The following is a 17,449-nucleotide window of genomic DNA, read 5'->3' as shown; positions in this document are numbered from 1 at the left end:
GCTAAGCTAGTAAGCATGTTGACGAAAACGCCTGATAACAGGCGTTTTTCTTTCGCCCGGTGGGGGACGGCTGCCGGCTTCTATACATGACATGGATAATGACACGATGAAAAAATCTCTGGTTGCGGTTGGGGTAATTGTTGCGCTGGGCGTGGTATGGACCGGTGGGGCCTGGTTTACGGGTAAACAGCTCGAAGGCCGTATGGCCGAAATGATTGATAACGCCAATGCTGAAATCAAAAATTCAGCACCGGAATCAGGGCTGGTCCTCAGCTATCAGGACTACAAGCGTGGGCTTTTCCACAGTTCGGTACAGCTGGTGGTTAAACAGGCTGCCGGGACGAAAAACGCCCTGCTCACGCCAGACCAAAGCGTGTTATTCAACGAAACCATCGACCATGGTCCTTTCCCGTTCGCACAGCTGAAGAAATTCAACCTGATCCCGAGCATGGCGTCGATCCACACCGAACTGGTGAATAACGACACCACCAAACACCTCTTCACGCTCACCAAAGATAAGCCGCTTATCGGCGTGGAAACCCGCGTGGGCTACAGCGGGGCAACGTCTTCGGATATCGCCCTGGCGGCCATTGATGCCACCGAGGGTGAAGACAAGTTCAGCTTCAGCGGCGGCAAATTTACCGCCGACGTTGATGGCGCGGGCAATGAAATCGCCCTGTCCGGCTCGGCCGACAGCGGCCTTGTCAACACCGTTAACGAATACGGCCAGCGCGTGCAGCTCTCTTTCAACGGGATCAAAACCGACGGCGATAGCAAACGCAGCCTGTTTGACCAGCGCGTAGGCTCTCAGAAAGCGACCATCGATAAGCTGTCTATGGTTGTGGATGGCAAAGAAATTGCCGTCGTGGAAGGCTTTAACCTGAACGCAAAATCTGACGTGCAGGACGACAAAAAACACTTCACCGGCCAGTTCGACTACAGCCTTGATGCGCTGAAAGTCCAGAACCAGAACATGGGCAGCGGCAAGCTGACGCTCAAGCTCGGCAATATTGATGCCGCCGCGCTGCGCGAGTTTACCCAGAAATATAACGCGGGCGTACAGCAGCTGATGGCCGACCCAGCGCTGCAGCAAAACCCTGAGCTCTACCAGCAAAAATCCGTGGAGCTGATTAGCGCTAACCTGCCGCTGCTGCTGAAGGGCAACCCAATCATTACCGTCGCCCCACTGAGCTGGAAGAACGCGAAAGGCGAATCGACCTTTAACCTGTCCTTGTTTATGAAGGATCCGCAGGGCGCAACCGGCCCAGCCAATTCGGCGGAAGAACAGCTGGATCGCTACGTGAAATCTCTCGACGCGAAGTTGGTTATCCCTATGCCAATGGCTACGGGGCTGATGTCCCAGGTGGCGCAGCTGGAAGGCTATAGTCCGGAAGAGTCAGACAAACTCGCCAGCCAGCAGATCAAGGGCCTCGCTGCCATGGGCCAGATGTTCCGCGTCACCAAAGTTGACGGCGATAACATCACCACCAGCCTGCAATACGGCAATGGCAAAGCCTCCCTGAACGGCGAGCAGATGTCGCTGGGCGAGCTGTTCAGCATGTTCGCCCTGCCGGCAGGCATGGGTGGCCCGGCGCTGCAGGATAACGACAGCGATGCCGTGCCGCAGCCGCAGGACGAAGCACCGGGGGATGATGCATCTCCGGACGCCACCCCTGCACCTCAGCAGTAAGCCATACAAAAACCCGCCATCTGGCGGGTTTTTTAGTTTCTGTCGGGTCAACAGTAAATACTTCATTCCCAAGCAGGCACTTAGCCAGTCGGAGAGAAAACGGAGGCGATTTAAGCCGAAACCGTGCCTCGCTTTATACCCGCAGCCACATGGAACGTTAACGTTGCTGCAAGTCCTACAAGCCACTCCCTTGTTCCCGGCTCTCATCGCCCCCGGCTATGACCCAAACAGGCGGGGTTGAGCTGTCGGGAACAGCGAAAGAGAGCGATCGTCGGGAACGAATCGCGCACGACCCCGAATGTTTGGGTGATAGCCGGTGGGTTTACCGCTTCAGCGGCGATGAGCTCGCCGGGCGCCGGGGGTTGTCAGGGGGAATGGCGTAATTCCCCCTGACACGTTCACCGTGCTCTGAACGTACAAGGGAAATTGATCTACGGGTGAACGGAATCACTGCGAAGCGAAATATCTCTCCCGTAAGATTTCAAAGGAAAATCTGTATAAGCGACAGATGCGCTATCGGCATGGTTAATTCATGCTGTTCCTGAAAAAGTTAGTTTTTAATGGTGATTAACCGGGCGGGCATAATCTGATTGCTGAACACGACGTCGCTTTCCTGGGCTCGCTGGAGAATACGCTGTGCCGCGCTGCGGCCAATTTCTCTCGCAGGCGTCGTCACCCACGTCATTGGTACGTCGTCCAGGTCATCTTCTGTGACTTCGGCAAAGCCTGCCAGCGCGATGTGCCGGTCGTAATAACTGTCCACGCTGCCGCCGCCCATCTGCCAACCCGCGCGGGTCAGGCCGAACCACGCCCCCATCGCCACGGTGCTGTTGTGGCAAACCACGGCGCTGATGGTCGGGAAGTTGTGCAGCAGTTCGGTGATGGCATCCGCCGCCTGCTTCTGGCTCGGCTCGCACTCAAGGATCCAGTCGCTGTGGAAAGGCAGCCCATGCTGCATCAGGGTGGCGCAAAAGCCGCCCAGCCGCTCCGCACGTGTTAATGACGAGCTACGCCCGCCCAGCCACGCAATACGCTGGTGCCCGCGCTTAATCAGATGCTCGGTCACCAGTTGCGCCGCCTGCATATTATCCGGGCGAATGATATCAACCTCGTCCAGATAACTTGCTCGTGAGGCAAACACCAGCGGCACCTTATTCTGTACTGCCATATCCCGCAGATCCGCGCCCTGACCTGCCGCACCGGCAATAATAATGCCGTCCACGCCCTGGGCCACCAGCGTGTCGAAACAGCGCTGCATATGCTGCCCCTGGCTACCGCTCTGGGTGAGAAACAGAAGCTGGCCCTGTTGCTCCAGCGCTTCCGTTAACCCGGCGGTTAACTCCGCATAAAAAGGATTGCAGAGGTCGCGGACAATCAGGCCAATCACCCCACTCTGGCCACCGCGCAGCGAAGCGGCCTGGCGATTACGCACAAAGCCTAACTTTTCGATAGCCTCATTCACCCGCTGACCGGTGGCGGTGGAGATCCTCCCCTTACCGCTAAGCACCAGCGATACCGTGGTCACCGAGACACCTGCGGCCTCGGCAACCTCGTTGATAGTGATTCTTTTGGTCAGCGTCGACATCGTTAAGTCAGATCCTCCGTGAATCGATAAATATAAAGATAAAACGTTTTACTTATGCTGGCATATTCAACGTCATTATGCGCGGTAATTCTGCGATCGTCCTCACGATAAAATTGGGTAAAACGTTTTATCATTTTCAAACTTTACTTACACAACACTTCATTTTAACCGGGTCAAGGAGTCGTGATGGCGACTAATACACCACAAAAAAAATCGCTTTGGGAGTTTTTCCAGAACCTCGGCAAAACTTTTATGTTGCCGGTGGCGCTGCTGTCGTTCTGCGGCATCATGCTGGGGATTGGCAGTTCGCTGAGCAGCCATGACGTTGTTACCGAGATCCCGTGGCTGGGCAACCCGGTCTTACAGCTGATCTTTACCTGGATGAGCAAAATGGGCTCATTCGCGTTCAGCTTCCTGCCAGTGATGTTCTGTATCGCCATCCCGCTGGGCCTGGCGCGTGAAAATAAAGGCGTGGCCGCCTTCGCCGGCTTTGTCGGCTATATGGTGATGAACCTCGCGGTTAACTTCTGGCTGACCGCCAAAGGCATCCTGCCAACGACCGATGCGGCAATCCTCAAAGCCAATAACATTCAAAGCGTGCTCGGCGTGCAGTCAATTGATACCGGTATTCTCGGCGCGGTCATTGCCGGGATTATCGTTTATCTGCTGCACGAGCGTTTTCACAATATCCGCCTGCCGGACGCATTAGCGTTCTTCGGCGGCACCCGCTTTGTGCCCATTATTACCACCCTGGTGATGGGCCTGGTTGGCCTGGTTATCCCGCTGATCTGGCCAATTTTTGCCGCCGGGATCAACGCCCTGGGCTACATGATCCACAGCGCAGGTATCTTTGGGCCAATGATCTTCGGTACCGGGGAACGTCTGCTGCTGCCGTTCGGCCTGCAGCATATTCTGGTGGCCCTGATTCGCTTCACCGAAGCGGGCGGCACCATGGACGTGTGCGGTCATACCGTGAGCGGCGCGCTGACTATCTTCCAGGCGCAGCTGAGCTGCCCGACCACCCACGGCTTCTCTGAAAGCGCAACGCAGTTCCTGTCCCAGGGTAAAATGCCGGCGTTCCTCGGCGGCCTGCCAGGTGCAGCGCTGGCGATGTACCACTGTGCTCGCCCGGAAAACCGCCATAAAATTAAAGGGCTGTTGATCTCTGGCGTGATTGCCTGCGTCGTGGGCGGCACCACCGAACCTATCGAGTTCCTGTTCCTGTTCGTCGCGCCGGTGCTGTACCTGATTCACGCCGTGCTGACCGGGATTGGCTTCACCATGATGTCCGTGCTGGGCGTGACTATCGGCAACACCGACGGCAACATTATCGACTTCTTCGTCTTCGGCGTGCTGCACGGCCTGTCCACCAAATGGTATATGGTCCCGGTTGTGGCCGCGGTATGGTTTGCTGGCTACTATGCCATCTTCCGCTTCGCCATTACCCGCTTCAATATCAAAACCCCAGGGCGTGATATTGAAACCACCACTGCAGAAAAACCGGTTGGCGGCCACACGGGCAAATCTGGCTACAACGTACCAGCGATTCTGGCGGCGCTGGGCGGCAGCGATAACATTTCGACGCTGGATAACTGCATCACCCGCCTGCGCCTGTCGGTTAAAGATATGTCGCTGGTGGATACCGCGGCGCTGAAGGCCAACCGCGCCATCGGCGTAGTGAAGCTCAACGAGCACAACCTGCAGGTGGTTATCGGGCCACAGGTTCAGTCGGTAAAAGATGAGATGGTCGGCCTGATGCGTACCGTCGAGGCTTAATTCACCCAGGAGCGCTTCAGCGCTCTTCATTATCATGCAAAGAGGGAAAGTGCGGTTTTCCCTCTTTGTGGTTAAAAGCTGTGAGGTTTTATGTTTGATTTTTCTGTTCCGGTAGACCGCCACGGCACCTGGTGCACCCAGTGGGATTATGTGGCCGACCGCTTCGGCGCCGCTGACCTGCTGCCCTTCACCATTTCCGATATGGACTTCTCTACCGCGCCCTGCATTCTTGCTGCCCTGCAAAAAAGATTGGCCCACGGCGTACTCGGCTACAGCCGCTGGAAGAACGACGATTTTCTCTCCGCCATCGCCCACTGGTACCTGCAGCGTTTCGGCAACAGCATCGATCCGGAGAGCGTAGTCTACGGTCCTTCGGTGATTTACATGGTTTCGCAGCTTATACGCCAGTGGTCGCAGCCGGGCGACGGCGTGCTGATTCATACCCCCGCGTACGATGCGTTCTACAAAGCAATTGAAGGCAACCAGCGTCAGGTTCTGAGCGCGCCGCTGCATAAAACAGCGGAAGGCTGGCACTGTGATATGACGGAGCTGGAAACCCTGCTCGCCAGGCCTGAATGTAAAATCATGCTGCTTTGCAGCCCGCATAACCCAACGGGCAAAGTCTGGACACGGGAAGAGCTGACCACCATGGCTGAACTCTGCGCACGCCACGGCGTGCGGGTTATCAGCGATGAGATTCATATGGATATGGTGTGGGGCAATAACCGTCACATTCCGTGGTGCGAAGTTGGCCTCGGCGGCTGGGCGCTGCTCACATCCGGCTCGAAAAGCTTCAACATCCCGGCACTTACCGGCGCTTACGGGCTGATTAATCATGCAGACGACCGCCAAAAATACCTGAACGTGCTCAAAGGGCAGGATGGCCTCTCCTCTCCGGCGGTGCTGGCGATTGTGGCTCATATTGCCGCCTACCGTGAGGGCCAACCCTGGCTTGACGCGCTGCGGGACTACCTGCAAAGCAATTTACAGTTCGTGGCCGACAGGCTGAACCAGGCGTTCCCGGAGCTGGACTGGCAGCCGCCGCAGTCAACCTACCTGGCCTGGATTGATTTACGCCCGCTGGGGCTGGACGACAGAGCGCTGCAGAAAGTGCTTATTGAAGAGCAGAAGGTCGCCATTATGCCGGGCTACACCTACGGCCCTGAAGGCAACGGTTTTGTGCGCCTGAACGCCGGGTGCCCGCGCGTCAAACTTGAGGCTGGCGTTGAGCGGCTTATCAATGGGATCCGTACACTGAAATAGCCGTGTGAATGCTGAATTGAAAAAGCCCACTAAAGTGGGCTTTTTACTGTGCGGAGGCTTAGAAACGGTAACCTACGCCCAGCATCCAGGTACCCACTTTCACTTCGTCGAGCTTCGAATATTCGTACGAAGCATCGATAGCAATGTTGGAAACCGGGTTAATCTGCAGGCCCAGGCCGTAAGCCGCAGACGTTTTGCTCTCGCTTTCAGAATCGCCGAAGGCAGACACTTTCACTTTCCCGGTCCCCAGACCGATCAGTGCATAGGCGCTGACGTATTCGTTAAAGCGGTAAGAAGGGCCCGCGGTGACGGAGTAGTAATCCAGGTCGCCATCGCCAATTTTTTCGCCGCCGTAGTAGAAGTCATAACCCTGATGGGTATAAGCGAAAGAGCCAACCACGCCCCAGTTGCTATCGATTTCATAGCGATACTTGACGTTGAAGCCTTTTGGATTGTCGTCGAGCTTTTCACCATCAACTTTCACATTGCTCTGCGCATAACCGATAGAGATTGTGCTTTCGCCTTCCGCGTAGACGTTTGCAGACGCAACAGATAAACCGGCCAGAATGGCCAGGGCTAATACCTTTTTCATTATATTTTTCCGTAAGTTGTTTAAAGCGGACGCACTCTATCATGAAGGACGTAACAAAGTGTAACTACGCTAATTGGTAGTTGAAGCAATCAAAATTCCCGGCACAATTGCCGGTCCATTCATCACTTCGTCATGTTTCCGACACCCAATCGACACACAATCTTCACTCGCTCCCCTTAAGCTCGTGACAATTAAGAACAGGAGCAAATCATGCACGTTTTTACCGGTGAAATTCCCTTCGGTCATGCCGTCCACACCTTCTCTGTAGCAGACAATGCCCCGGCGATTAGCCTGACCGGCACGACGCTGCGTACCGGACACCTCTACTGCTACCTTTACGACAGCCGCCGGCAGCTAAGAGCCTCGGTGATGCTGCAAAAACCGGAAAAGGTGCTGACAGTCTGCGCGGACTGGGCTTCCATCGGTGCTCTCCCCGGCGAACTCCCCGCCGGAGAATGGCAATTGCATATCTATAACGTCATCGGTGAAAGCCGTTCGCCGCAGCCCATGAGCTATCGGCTGGATGTGACTTTCGACGCCCTGGCCGCCTCCGTTGATTTTGAAAAACAAGACGTTTTACGCCCGGATCACCAGGTCATTTTTGACTACCAGCGCACGCTCAGCGATCGTCCCGGCTGGTATCGCGGCGACCTGCACGGCCATACCACGCTGTCCGACGGCAACAACACGCTGCCTGAAGCGCTGGATATCATGGCTTCGCAGGGGCTGGATTTCTTTTTCCTGACCGAGCACAACTTGTCCCACGCCTGTCTCCCACGCCACGACAGCGTTTTGTTGCTGCCGAGCATTGAAGTCACCGCCGACAAAGGCCACCTGAACGTGCACGGCCCCGCCGCCACGCTGAATATGTTCCATGCGGATTACAGTAGCCGCGGTCTGCTCACTCAGGGCATTGCGCTCAAGCGGCCAGAAAGCGTACTGAGCGTAAACCACGCCATGCTGCACCCGTGGAGCTGGCTCTATAACGACATGCCGATGGCGGATATCGACGTACTGGAAGTGCTCAACGACCCAACCTGGAAAAACGCCACCACCGCGAACGAGCAGGTGGTCGAGATCTTCACCACGCTGTGGAACGCGGGGCACCGGATTTATGCCGTCGGCGGCAGCGACTGCCATATGCAGCCCCACGAGCGCTATCCGCAGGCGACAGAGCCGTCTATTTACGGCGACCCGGCAACCTGGGTTTATGCCGAGGCGCTCAGCGGAGAGGCCATTCTTGCCGCCATCAAAAGCGGGCATTGTTACTTTGAGCGCCGCTGCGGCCTGACATTCAGCCTGAATGACGGCGCGCTGCTGCCGGGCGACGCTGCTGACGGCAAACAGATCGTATTGACTGTAGCGGTAAAAGATAGCGAACGGCGCTACACGCTCCAGGTCGTGTCGGAAGCGGGTATTCTGGCTGAATATCCCCTGGAAAACACGCCACAAGACATTCACGCAGATATGAAAAAACATGCGTGGATTCGCTGGGATATCCGCCGTGAGGACGGCTCGCTGGAGGGCATGATCAACCCGGTTTACTGTGCTAAGCATCCGCTGTTTCTCTCGCCTGTCGGCGCCACCTGGGGCGAGGTGACCGGCCACCTTGAATTTCCCCGCAGCACCGATTCGGAGTGATTTTTAAGCACTTTCGTCTGGTTATCTTTTTGGTTTGTAAAATTTTGAAATTATTTAATGTGAATATTTAGTCGTTCTGCTTTGCATAAAACCGCTAAAAGCGACGAAAATGCTCCCTCATCATAGTCATAGAAATTAAGACCCGGTGACGCCGCGCTTCCCGGGTCTTTTTGTTGTTGAGAGAGACAATATGAGTTTATCTTCCGGCCACGCCTCGCATCAGGCCATTCCTCCCGGCTCAGGCGCGTTGTTCTTTATTCAGATGTTCGCCACCCTGGGCTTTGCGGTGCTTTACTCCACGCTGGTGCTGTACGTCACCAAGCGACTGGGCTTTAGCGAAGGCCAGGCCGATGCCATGATGGGGATCTTCGGGGCATTCAACTACGGGCTGCACCTGTTTGGCGGCTGCCTCGGGGGCCGCTATCTGAGCAACCGGAACCTGTTTGTGCTGGGGATGCTGCTGCAGGTCGCGGGCTGTTATCTGATTGCCGACGCGGGCCTGACGGGCCTGTGGTGGGGGCTGGCGATGTTCCTGAGCGGCAGCGGGCTGAACGTGACCTGCCTGAACATGATGCTGACCCAGCGTTTTGCGCCGGACGACGATCGCCGTGAAGCCGCCTTCCTGTGGAACTACGCCGGGATGAACCTGGGCTTCTTTATCGGCTTTACCGTGGCGGGCTACTACCAGTTGACCGAAAGCTACCGGGCGCTGTTCCTGTTTGCCACCCTCGGAAACGTCGCCGCCGTAGTCATTACCCTGCTCCGCTGGCCGGTGCTGGCAGATATCAGCACGCCGCTGCAGCACATCAAGGGGAAAGGGTTTTATCTGCGCATGGCTTTTGGGCTGCTGATCCTGATTCTTCTGGTCCCTGTCCTGCGCCTGCTGCTTGGCCATACCGAATTCAGCAGCACGTTTGTTATCGTGCTGGGGGCGCTGGTCTTCCTGGCACTGTGCGTCATGACCGTCCGACACCCTCGCAAGCACGAGCGTCGCCGCATGGCAGCTTACCTGCTGCTGGCCGCCGGTTCGCTGGTGTTTTGGTCGCTGTACCAGCTGGCACCCATGGGGCTGACGCTGTTCGCCGAGCATAACGTCACCCTGAACGCTTTTGGCTGGGAAGTCTCTCCGCAGTGGCTGCAAAACATCAACACTGTCGTCATCGTGATCGGCGGCCCGCTGATGGCCTGGCTGTTCAAACGCCTGCGCGATCGCGGCGTGCGCATCGACATTCCCGCCCAGTTTGCCTCTTCGTTGTTCTGTATGGGCGTTGGCATGCTGGTGCTGCCGCTGGGTATCGCCATGGCAGGTGCGGACGGCATGGTGGCGCTGAAATGGATTGTGCTGAGCTACATTCTGCAAAGCATCGGCGAACTGCTGATTTCCCCGGTGGGCTACTCGATGATCGGCAAACTGGCCCCGGCCAACCTGCAGGGCCTGATGATGGGCTGCTGGATGATGGTCACGGGCGTGGCCTCCGTGCTGGCGGGCTATGTTTCGGGCCGCATGCCGCAAAACAGCGGCAGCACGCCGATACTGACCGACCCGGGCTACAGCAAAGTCTTTAGCCAGCTGGGCTGGGGCTCCGTCGCTACCGGCGTTATTTTACTGCTGCTGATCCCGCTGCTGCGCCGCCTGATCGAAGAAAAACGTACCCCGCACGCTTAACACATAAGGCGCGGGTGTGACTCGCGCCAGATTTTATTGCTCACCATTTTCTGATTCACCCGTTGTTGTTCCTGCCTGAACCCGTGTGGATGACTGTTTTATGTTCATCTAAGCGGAACTTACCGCGCAATTTTGCGACTCACCTCAAGCCATAAACAAACGCTATTACCTGCCCGACAGGGCCTGAAGTAGCTTGTCACCGCGTGTTTGACAAGTTCCTAACCTTCTATTTTTAATGATTTTTTATTTTGTCACGACGCGGTATACGTTCAGGATCCTCAGTCTGCAAGGATAAGCCGATACGACGGCCATGGTTAATGCATTTTGTCATTAGCGGGCCATTTCCAATGTTTGTTGTACTCTTTCAGGTTACTGCTGTATGAGCCAAACCCTTGCCTTCCCCTCTGCTGCCGACAGCACGTCGCCAGAGCAGCAAAACACACCGGTCCCCGCCACGCCACGTAATAATCTGCTGGCCCTGTTGGGCATGCAGTCTTTGCTGGTGCATGCCATTACGGCCGCAGCCCGGCTGAAGCTGGCAGATATTCTCGGAGATCAAACCCTCGGTCTGGAGGCGCTGGCTCGGCAAAGCGGTTGCCAACCTCAGGCGCTGAAACGTTTGCTGCGCGCCCTTGCGGGCTGCGGCATTTTTTTTGAAACCGGAGAGGGGTATCGCAACACGCCGCTGAGTGCCATGCTGAACAGCGAGCGACCGGATTCTTTGCACGGATGGGCCTGCTTTATGGGGTCAGAGCAGGTTAACCGCTGTTTTGAACAGCTGGATGTCGCCCTGACGGAGGACGGCCCCGTATTTGATAAAATCTATGGTCAGCCCTTTTTTGACTATCTGGGCCAGGACGCCGGAGCCAGAGACATTTTTGCCCGCGCCATGACCTCTTATTCGGCCTCGGGCATTGACGATGCCCTGGCGGCCTTTGATTTCTGCCACGCTGGCCGATTGTTCGATATCGGCAGCGGATTAGGTAAATTTCTGTCCGGCATTCTCGATGCAAATCCGCAGCTGACTGGCACGCTGTTTGATTTGCCTGAGGTGATTGCTCAGATTGAAAACCAAACCAGCGAGCGTAATCCTCGCCTGGCCTGGCAGGCCGGAAACTTCTTCAATGAGATCCCTGCCGGGGCGGACACCTACATTCTGCGGCATGTCCTGCATGACTGGTCAGACGAACAGGCACTGCAGATCCTGCGCAACTGCCGCCAGGCTATGCATGAGGGCGCACAGCTGTTGATCTTCGAACATTTGCTTACCGGCGATAACCAGCCCGATTACGCCAAGTTTCTGGATCTGGTCATGTTAACGTTCCTGCACGGTAGAGAGCGCAGCGAGGCTGAGTACCGGCATTTGCTTGAAAAGGCAGATTTACGCATTGAGCGGCTAGTGAAAACGCCAGGCTTCCATACTCTGCTAATCGTCAAGCCTCGGTAACCTCAGCCAATCGTGTGGGCGCCGAAAGGCCCCGACAGGGAGATATAATAATGCCGACAGAGAAAATGATTCTGGTGGACAGCCACGACAGGCCAACGGGTGAAGGCGAGAAGATACAAACGCACCTTGAGGGACAGCTGCATCGTGCTTTTTCGATCTTTATCTTTAACCCAACGGGGGAGCTGTTGCTCCAGCGGCGGGCGAAAAGTAAATACCATTCTGGCGGGCTATGGGCTAACACTTGCTGTGGCCACCCCCGCCCGGGCGAAACGAACGTCAATGCCGCACGGCGTAGGCTAAAAGAGGAAATGGGGTTTGACTGCCCCCTGCTTTCCGTTGGGAACATTACCTATAGAGTCGAGGTTTCCCCGACGATGGTGGAGCATGAATTTGATCATCTGTTCATCGGGCTGTTCAGCGGGCAGCCTCATGCTAATCCGGTAGAAGTCGACGCCTGGCAATGGCTGACGCTCGAAAACCTTCAGCGTCAGATGGCTCAGCGACCAGAAACGTTTGCCGCCTGGTTTATGACCATCATGGAGAAGTCCCGTTCATTACGCCCTGAAAACTGGCATAACCAGCTCCAGACTGCTGACTCAGACTTACTTTTGGGAAAATAATGATGAGCGCACTTCCTCTCCCCGAATTCTATTGCCCTTTCACCACCCATATGAATCCCAGCCACGATAACAGCTGGGCGGAATCCCGCCGCTGGTTAGTCGAGATGGGTTTAGTCCAGGGGGAACAGGCCATCGAGCGACTTGATCGCTCAGGGTTTTCACAACTTACCGCCAAAGCTTATCCATACGCCGCACAAGACGATCTGAAGGTAGCGATTAACTGGCTGGTATGGCTATTTTTATTCGACGATCAGTTAGATGAGTGCTGCCTGGGCCATCAGAAAGATCAGGCCGATCTGATCCTCGACCGTCTGCTGCGACTTGCCCTGCCGAACGCGGAAGGCAAACTCTCGCCGCAAAGCCCGGTTGAACGCGCTTTTGTTTCACTCTGGCAGGAATATGCCCGGCGCCTGAGTACAGAACAGCAGCGGCGCTTTAGCCAAAATATTCGTAACTATCTCAGCTCGCTGCGCTGGGAAGTCACGGCCAGAAATAAAAGTGCCTTACCGGGCTTGCTGACTTTTGTTGAGATACGCCGTGATACCGGTGCCGTGAGGGTCGTGCTGGATATCATTGAGTTCTGCCTCAATGATGAAATTCCGGCCATCATTGCCGACAGCCTCGAGCTACAGTTGCTAAAAAACTGCACCATCGACGTGATTTGCATGAGTAATGACCTCTTCTCTTTCGAGAAAGAGCGATCACGCGGGGATGTGAATAACCTGGTATTGGTCCTGGAGCAAAACGCAGGCTGCTCCCGCGCAGAGGCGGTGACCCGCATTTATGGTCTCGTTCTCGACCGACAGAACCTGTTCATGGAAACACGCCATCGGCTTGAAACGCTGCTGGAAGAGACGCCGCTGACGCAGACGCAGCGGGAAAGCATTCGTCGGTACGTTGAGGGGATGGCGCACTGGATGCGGGCCAACCTCGATTTTTCACTCTCGACGCCGCGGTATGCCGAGATTGAAGACAGCCGGGCGGGAAAACCGCTCAGTTGGCTGGAGAATATAAGCGCCATGCAGCACGAGCTGTTCCAGGCGCCATTACGGAAAGATTGAGGAGGTGGCTCAGGTGCAAAAGTGCCTGAGCCCGACCGGGAATAACCAAACGCTTTCCCCACGTAAGGCCGTTGACAGTCCCGCCTGCCGAAACTAGACTCAGTTTTTTTATTGAATCCCTCCCGAGGTTTGCAACGAAATGAACAACTAATGCGCTCTGCCTGACTTATGCCAGTGTGAATACGCATTGCTGTTTATTATTCCAGTTTCGGCTGCGGCTTATGCCGCACATCTCGCCACTATTCCCTGGCTCTGCTTTTCACTCCCCAGAGGAAAATAAGATGCCTGATACATTTACCCACTCTTCCGACTTACTCGAGCACAACCGCGCCGCATGGGATGCCCTTGCCCGCCAGCAGTGCGAATGGTCCCGGCCTGTCGGTGCCGACATCATTGCACAAGCCCGCCGCGGCGAGTGGCAGATTCATTTAACGCCAGGCAAGCTCCCTGCCAGCTGGCTACCGAACGTGCAGGGAAAACGCATTCTCTGCCTGGCGTCTGCCGGGGGGCAGCAGGCACCGGTGCTCGCCGCCGCCGGGGCGGAAGTCACCGTATATGATTTATCGCAGGAGCAGCTCAATAAAGACCGCTTTGTTGCGCAACGGGACAATCTGAAGCTGACATTTGTCCAGGGCGATATGCGCGATCTGTCCCGTTTCGCGGATAAAAGCTTTGACTACATTATCCACCCGATATCTAACCAGTACGTGCCGGATATTCGCCCCATCTGGCACGGCTGTTACCGGATTTTAGCAAGCGGCGGAAAGCTGTTATCCAGCTTTTTTAATCCGGTTGTTTTCATCGGCGATCGTGCAGCCAACTATGCCGAACAAGGCGTTATCCGTCCAAGATTCAGCCTGCCCTATTCTGACGTCAATGATCTCACGGCCGACGAGCTGGCCGCGAAACAGGCTCGGGGAGAAGCGTTCGTCTTCGGCCATTCACTGGAAGAGCAGATCGGCGGACAGCTTGAAGCGGGTTTCGCACTGGCCGGTTTTTATGAAGATAAGCAGCCCAACCCGCGTTTCTTGATTGACCAGTTTATGCCGACGTTTATAGCTACCTGCGCGATTAAATATGGGTTGGCAGCCGTCAGTGAAACAGGCGAATAAAAAGATCTTTTTTATTTAAATATGCTTACAAACAACTTTTTATAAAACCCAAAAACAGCCAGCCCCTAAAGCTGGCTGTGCTAACATTTGCCGGCACAAGCCTTCTTTCCCCTGATGGAAACCAGCCAATGAACGAGATACTTTTTCGTAAAGCACAGCTTGCCGATGTTCCCGCCATTATCACGCTGTTAGCCGACGACATTCTGGGCCGCCTGAGAGAAGATCCCAGCCTTCCCTTAGATCAGCGCTACATTGAGGCTTTTCATGCCATCGATGCCGACCCAAACCAGCTACTTGCCGTAGCCGTATCCGGAGATGAGGTCATCGGGACGTTACAGCTGACCTTTATTCAGGGCTTAGCGCGCAAAGGCGCGTGGCGCGGCCAGATTGAAGCGGTACGCATTGCGCGTTCACAGAGAGGGACGGGATTTGGCAAACAGATGGTGGATTGGGCCGTCCAGCAGTGCAAAGAAAGAGGCTGTCACCTCGTACAGCTCACTACGGACAAAACACGGACGGATGCGCACCGCTTTTATGACAACCTTGGTTTTGAGGCCAGCCATCTTGGCTACAAGCTAACGCTGCAGTAATTTTTCTCGGCAAAAGCGCGACAGGGACGTTTGCGCAACAAAATGCTGACAGCCGTAGCAATTGCCCCCCATTTCTTTTTATAATACGCCGCACTTTAATCAAAAAAAGAGTGCGACCATGATTGATACCACCCTGCCGTTAACCGATTTGCACCGCCACCTTGATGGCAATATTCGTGCGCAAACTATCCTCGATCTCGGCCGCCAGTTTAATTTATCTTTACCTGCCAACACCCTCGAAACCCTGCGTCCACACGTTCAGGTCGTTGAGACTGCACCGGACCTGGTCAGTTTCCTGCAGAAGCTGGACTGGGGCGTAAAAGTGCTGGGCGATCTCGAGGCCTGCCGCCGCGTCGCCTGGGAAAATATTGAAGATGCCGCTCGCAACGGCCTGCACTACGTGGAGCTGCGTTTCTCCCCAGGCTATATGGCGATGAGCCATAACCTGCCGGTGGCCGGCGTGGTTGAAGCCGTAATTGAAGGTGTACGCCAGGGCTGCCGCGACTTTGGCGTTGAAGCCCGCCTGATCGGCATTATGAGCCGAACCTTTGGTGAAGCCGCCTGTGAAGCGGAACTGAACGCCCTGCTCGCCCACCGCGACAGCATTACCGCGCTGGACTTAGCCGGAGACGAACTTGGCTTCCCGGGCAGCCTGTTCCTGAATCACTTTAATCGTGCGCGGGATGCTGGCTGGCGGATCACCGTGCATGCCGGCGAAGCTGCCGGGCCGGAGAGCATCTGGCAGGCTATCCGCGAGCTGGGCGCGGAGCGTATCGGTCACGGCGTAAAAGCAGTTGAAGATCCGGCGCTGATGGATTTCCTGGCGGAACATAAAATCGGGATTGAGTCCTGCCTGACGTCGAATATTCAGACCAGCACCGTTGCGGCCCTGGACAAACACCCGCTGATCGCCTTCCTCGATCGCGGCGTTTTGGCCACGATCAATACCGATGACCCGGCGGTTCAGGGCATCGATATTATTCATGAGTATAACGTCGCGGCACCTCAGGCCGGCCTCAGCGCGGCGCACATTCGCACCGCGCAGGAGAATGGACTGAAGATTGCGTTCCTGAGCGAAGCCGAAAAACAGGCGCTTATCGCTAAGGTTAAGGCGGCGTAAAAATACCGGCGGCTGGCGTCAGGACGCGGATTCCAGCTGCCGTTTTTGTTCGGCCGTTTTGCGGGCATAGCTCTGAGCCAGAACGGCGCAAACCATCAGTTGGATTTGGTGGAAAATCATCAGCGGCAGCACCATCATCCCCACCGCACTTGCCGGGAACAGCACATTTGCCATCGGCACGCCGTTGGCCAGACTTTTCTTCGACCCGCAAAACACGATAGTAATCTCGTCAGCCGTATTAAAGCCCAGCAGGCGCGCCGCCAGCGTATTCACCACCAGCACAATCGCCAGCAGCACCAGCGAGCAGGCCAGCACCATCAGCAGCGAGAAACCGTTGACCTGATGCCAAATGCCTTCGACTACCGCTTCGCTAAACGCCACATAGACGACCAGCAAAATGGACGACCGGTCGGTCAGGCCAATCAGCTTTTTATGACGATCCACCCATTTGCCAATCAGCGGCCGGGAAAGGTGCCCGATAACAAACGGCACCATCAGCTGCATAATGATTTTGCCAATGGCATGCAGCGTGTCGGTTGCCCCTTCCTGAGTCTGCATCAGCGCCCCAACCAGAACGGGCGAGAGGAAGATCCCCAGGATGCTGGATGCAGAAGCGCTACACACAGCCGCCGCCACGTTACCCCCGGCAACCGAAGTAAAGGCGATGGCTGACTGCACCGTGGCGGGCAGCGCACAAAGATAGAGGAAGCCCATATACAGCGGCTGACTCAGAATAGCCGGAGAGAGGAATCCCATCGCCAGCCCCAGCAGCGGGAACAGCGCAAAGGTACTGAGAAACACCACTAAATGAAGTTTCCAGTGCCCCATGCCCGCCACAATGGCATCGCGGGAGAGTTTTGCCCCATGCATAAAGAAGAGCAGCGCGATGGCAAACGTCGTCAGGTATTCAAACCCGGTTTTCACTATCCCCTCGCACGGGAACAGCGATGCCACGATCACCACGCCAATCATTATCAGTAAAAAATTATCAATTTTTAGTTTTTGTAGCCAACCCATCCTGTTCCTCTACCTGCCAGACATCATTTTGGCTGTTACTTTGCAACAAATCGGCCGCGCTGGCGAGTTAACAATTCTGCAAACTTCCAAAAAATGCACAGTGGGTTCATGTCGCTTTATCTTAAAGCGAAACGTTATCGATTAAGCGAAACTGAAACTAAAATATGAATACAGCACGGCTTAATTTTATAGCTATTTAAAGAAGACATTTCATCGTAAATCAAGGTAATTGCCATAAAATTTTTTTTACCTTTTGGTAAAAATATAAC

General features: G+C 55.5%; 14 protein-coding genes. 11 read left to right on the top strand and 3 right to left on the bottom strand.

Going from position 1 to position 17,449, the window contains the following annotated elements; all coding sequences use genetic code 11:
* The first annotated feature begins 106 nt into the window (after positions 1-106).
* Positions 107-1,690 carry a YdgA family protein gene (locus AAIE02_RS05690; protein ID WP_498532138.1) on the top strand — a complete coding sequence of 528 codons (1,584 nt, stop codon included), beginning with the start codon at positions 107-109 and terminating at the stop codon, positions 1,688-1,690.
* A 550-nt stretch (positions 1,691-2,240) separates the two neighbouring features.
* On the opposite strand, the gene AAIE02_RS05685 is transcribed toward AAIE02_RS05690, so the two are convergent.
* Positions 2,241-3,275 (bottom strand): Mal regulon transcriptional regulator MalI, encoded by a 1,035-nt coding sequence (locus AAIE02_RS05685; protein WP_008456398.1) that lies wholly within the window; start codon positions 3,273-3,275, stop codon positions 2,241-2,243.
* Between the two features lie 186 nt (positions 3,276-3,461).
* On the opposite strand from AAIE02_RS05685, the gene malX reads away from it, so the two are divergent.
* Together malX and AAIE02_RS05675 are read left to right on the top strand one after the other, a co-directional pair.
* Positions 3,462-5,051, top strand: coding sequence for a maltose/glucose-specific PTS transporter subunit IIBC (gene malX, locus AAIE02_RS05680; RefSeq protein ID WP_498532137.1), 1,590 nt, complete (start codon positions 3,462-3,464; stop codon positions 5,049-5,051).
* A 90-nt stretch (positions 5,052-5,141) separates the two neighbouring features.
* Positions 5,142-6,314, top strand: a complete 1,173-nt coding sequence (locus AAIE02_RS05675) for a MalY/PatB family protein (protein WP_498532136.1) — start codon at positions 5,142-5,144, stop codon at positions 6,312-6,314.
* A gap of 58 nt (positions 6,315-6,372) precedes the next feature.
* Here AAIE02_RS05675 and AAIE02_RS05670 read toward each other — a convergent pair whose 3' ends face one another.
* Positions 6,373-6,906: an Ail/Lom family outer membrane beta-barrel protein gene (locus AAIE02_RS05670; protein ID WP_498532135.1), complete on the bottom strand. Its 534-nt coding sequence runs from the start codon at positions 6,904-6,906 to the stop codon at positions 6,373-6,375.
* 210 nt (positions 6,907-7,116) lie between these two features.
* On the opposite strand from AAIE02_RS05670, the gene AAIE02_RS05665 reads away from it, so the two are divergent.
* From AAIE02_RS05665 to add, 8 genes are all read left to right on the top strand, one after another.
* On the top strand, positions 7,117-8,547 hold the full coding sequence (locus AAIE02_RS05665; protein ID WP_166994175.1) for a CehA/McbA family metallohydrolase: 1,431 nt from the start codon (positions 7,117-7,119) through the stop codon (positions 8,545-8,547).
* 190 nt (positions 8,548-8,737) lie between these two features.
* Positions 8,738-10,213 carry a peptide MFS transporter gene (locus tag AAIE02_RS05660; RefSeq protein WP_336982668.1) on the top strand — a complete coding sequence of 492 codons (1,476 nt, stop codon included), beginning with the start codon at positions 8,738-8,740 and terminating at the stop codon, positions 10,211-10,213.
* Between the two features lie 379 nt (positions 10,214-10,592).
* The gene (locus tag AAIE02_RS05655) at positions 10,593-11,660 is read left to right on the top strand and encodes a methyltransferase (protein WP_166994171.1); all 1,068 of its coding nucleotides are present in this window, start codon (positions 10,593-10,595) and stop codon (positions 11,658-11,660) included.
* Between the two features lie 50 nt (positions 11,661-11,710).
* Positions 11,711-12,280: an isopentenyl-diphosphate Delta-isomerase gene (idi, locus tag AAIE02_RS05650; RefSeq protein ID WP_166994169.1), complete on the top strand. Its 570-nt coding sequence runs from the start codon at positions 11,711-11,713 to the stop codon at positions 12,278-12,280.
* Entirely contained in the window at positions 12,280-13,341 is a 1,062-nt protein-coding gene (locus AAIE02_RS05645; RefSeq protein ID WP_498532134.1) for a terpene synthase family protein, read from the top strand. Before idi ends, AAIE02_RS05645 begins: the two co-directional genes overlap by 1 nt.
* Positions 13,342-13,622: 281 nt before the next feature.
* Positions 13,623-14,453: a class I SAM-dependent methyltransferase gene (locus AAIE02_RS05640; RefSeq protein WP_336982663.1), complete on the top strand. Its 831-nt coding sequence runs from the start codon at positions 13,623-13,625 to the stop codon at positions 14,451-14,453.
* A 128-nt stretch (positions 14,454-14,581) separates the two neighbouring features.
* Positions 14,582-15,043 (top strand): GNAT family N-acetyltransferase, encoded by a 462-nt coding sequence (locus tag AAIE02_RS05635; RefSeq protein WP_166994163.1) that lies wholly within the window; start codon positions 14,582-14,584, stop codon positions 15,041-15,043.
* 118 nt (positions 15,044-15,161) lie between these two features.
* A complete protein-coding gene (add, locus tag AAIE02_RS05630) occupies positions 15,162-16,163 on the top strand; it encodes an adenosine deaminase (protein WP_008456411.1) in 1,002 nt (333 codons plus the stop codon).
* A gap of 18 nt (positions 16,164-16,181) precedes the next feature.
* Here add and AAIE02_RS05625 read toward each other — a convergent pair whose 3' ends face one another.
* Positions 16,182-17,180: a bile acid:sodium symporter family protein gene (locus AAIE02_RS05625; protein WP_498532133.1), complete on the bottom strand. Its 999-nt coding sequence runs from the start codon at positions 17,178-17,180 to the stop codon at positions 16,182-16,184.
* Between the last annotated feature and the right edge of the window lie 269 nt (positions 17,181-17,449).

The sequence above is a fragment of the Cedecea sp. Ae19-4 genome, from assembly GCF_059801165.1.
Note: the sequence above shows the minus strand (reverse complement) of the source record. Positions and strands in the feature narration are given on the sequence as shown.

Excerpts from the sequence above, each read along its gene's own strand:
- AAIE02_RS05690 (WP_498532138.1), top strand. The coding sequence starts at position 107 with ATGAAAAAATCTCTGGTTGCGGTTGGGGTAATTGTTGCGCTGGGCGTG.
- AAIE02_RS05685 (WP_008456398.1), bottom strand. The coding sequence starts at position 3,275 with ATGTCGACGCTGACCAAAAGAATCACTATCAACGAGGTTGCCGAGGCC.
- malX (WP_498532137.1), top strand. The coding sequence starts at position 3,462 with ATGGCGACTAATACACCACAAAAAAAATCGCTTTGGGAGTTTTTCCAG.
- AAIE02_RS05675 (WP_498532136.1), top strand. The coding sequence starts at position 5,142 with ATGTTTGATTTTTCTGTTCCGGTAGACCGCCACGGCACCTGGTGCACC.
- AAIE02_RS05670 (WP_498532135.1), bottom strand. The coding sequence starts at position 6,906 with ATGAAAAAGGTATTAGCCCTGGCCATTCTGGCCGGTTTATCTGTTGCG.
- AAIE02_RS05665 (WP_166994175.1), top strand. The coding sequence starts at position 7,117 with ATGCACGTTTTTACCGGTGAAATTCCCTTCGGTCATGCCGTCCACACC.
- AAIE02_RS05660 (WP_336982668.1), top strand. The coding sequence starts at position 8,738 with ATGAGTTTATCTTCCGGCCACGCCTCGCATCAGGCCATTCCTCCCGGC.
- AAIE02_RS05655 (WP_166994171.1), top strand. The coding sequence starts at position 10,593 with ATGAGCCAAACCCTTGCCTTCCCCTCTGCTGCCGACAGCACGTCGCCA.
- idi (WP_166994169.1), top strand. The coding sequence starts at position 11,711 with ATGCCGACAGAGAAAATGATTCTGGTGGACAGCCACGACAGGCCAACG.
- AAIE02_RS05645 (WP_498532134.1), top strand. The coding sequence starts at position 12,280 with ATGATGAGCGCACTTCCTCTCCCCGAATTCTATTGCCCTTTCACCACC.
- AAIE02_RS05640 (WP_336982663.1), top strand. The coding sequence starts at position 13,623 with ATGCCTGATACATTTACCCACTCTTCCGACTTACTCGAGCACAACCGC.
- AAIE02_RS05635 (WP_166994163.1), top strand. The coding sequence starts at position 14,582 with ATGAACGAGATACTTTTTCGTAAAGCACAGCTTGCCGATGTTCCCGCC.
- add (WP_008456411.1), top strand. The coding sequence starts at position 15,162 with ATGATTGATACCACCCTGCCGTTAACCGATTTGCACCGCCACCTTGAT.
- AAIE02_RS05625 (WP_498532133.1), bottom strand. The coding sequence starts at position 17,180 with ATGGGTTGGCTACAAAAACTAAAAATTGATAATTTTTTACTGATAATG.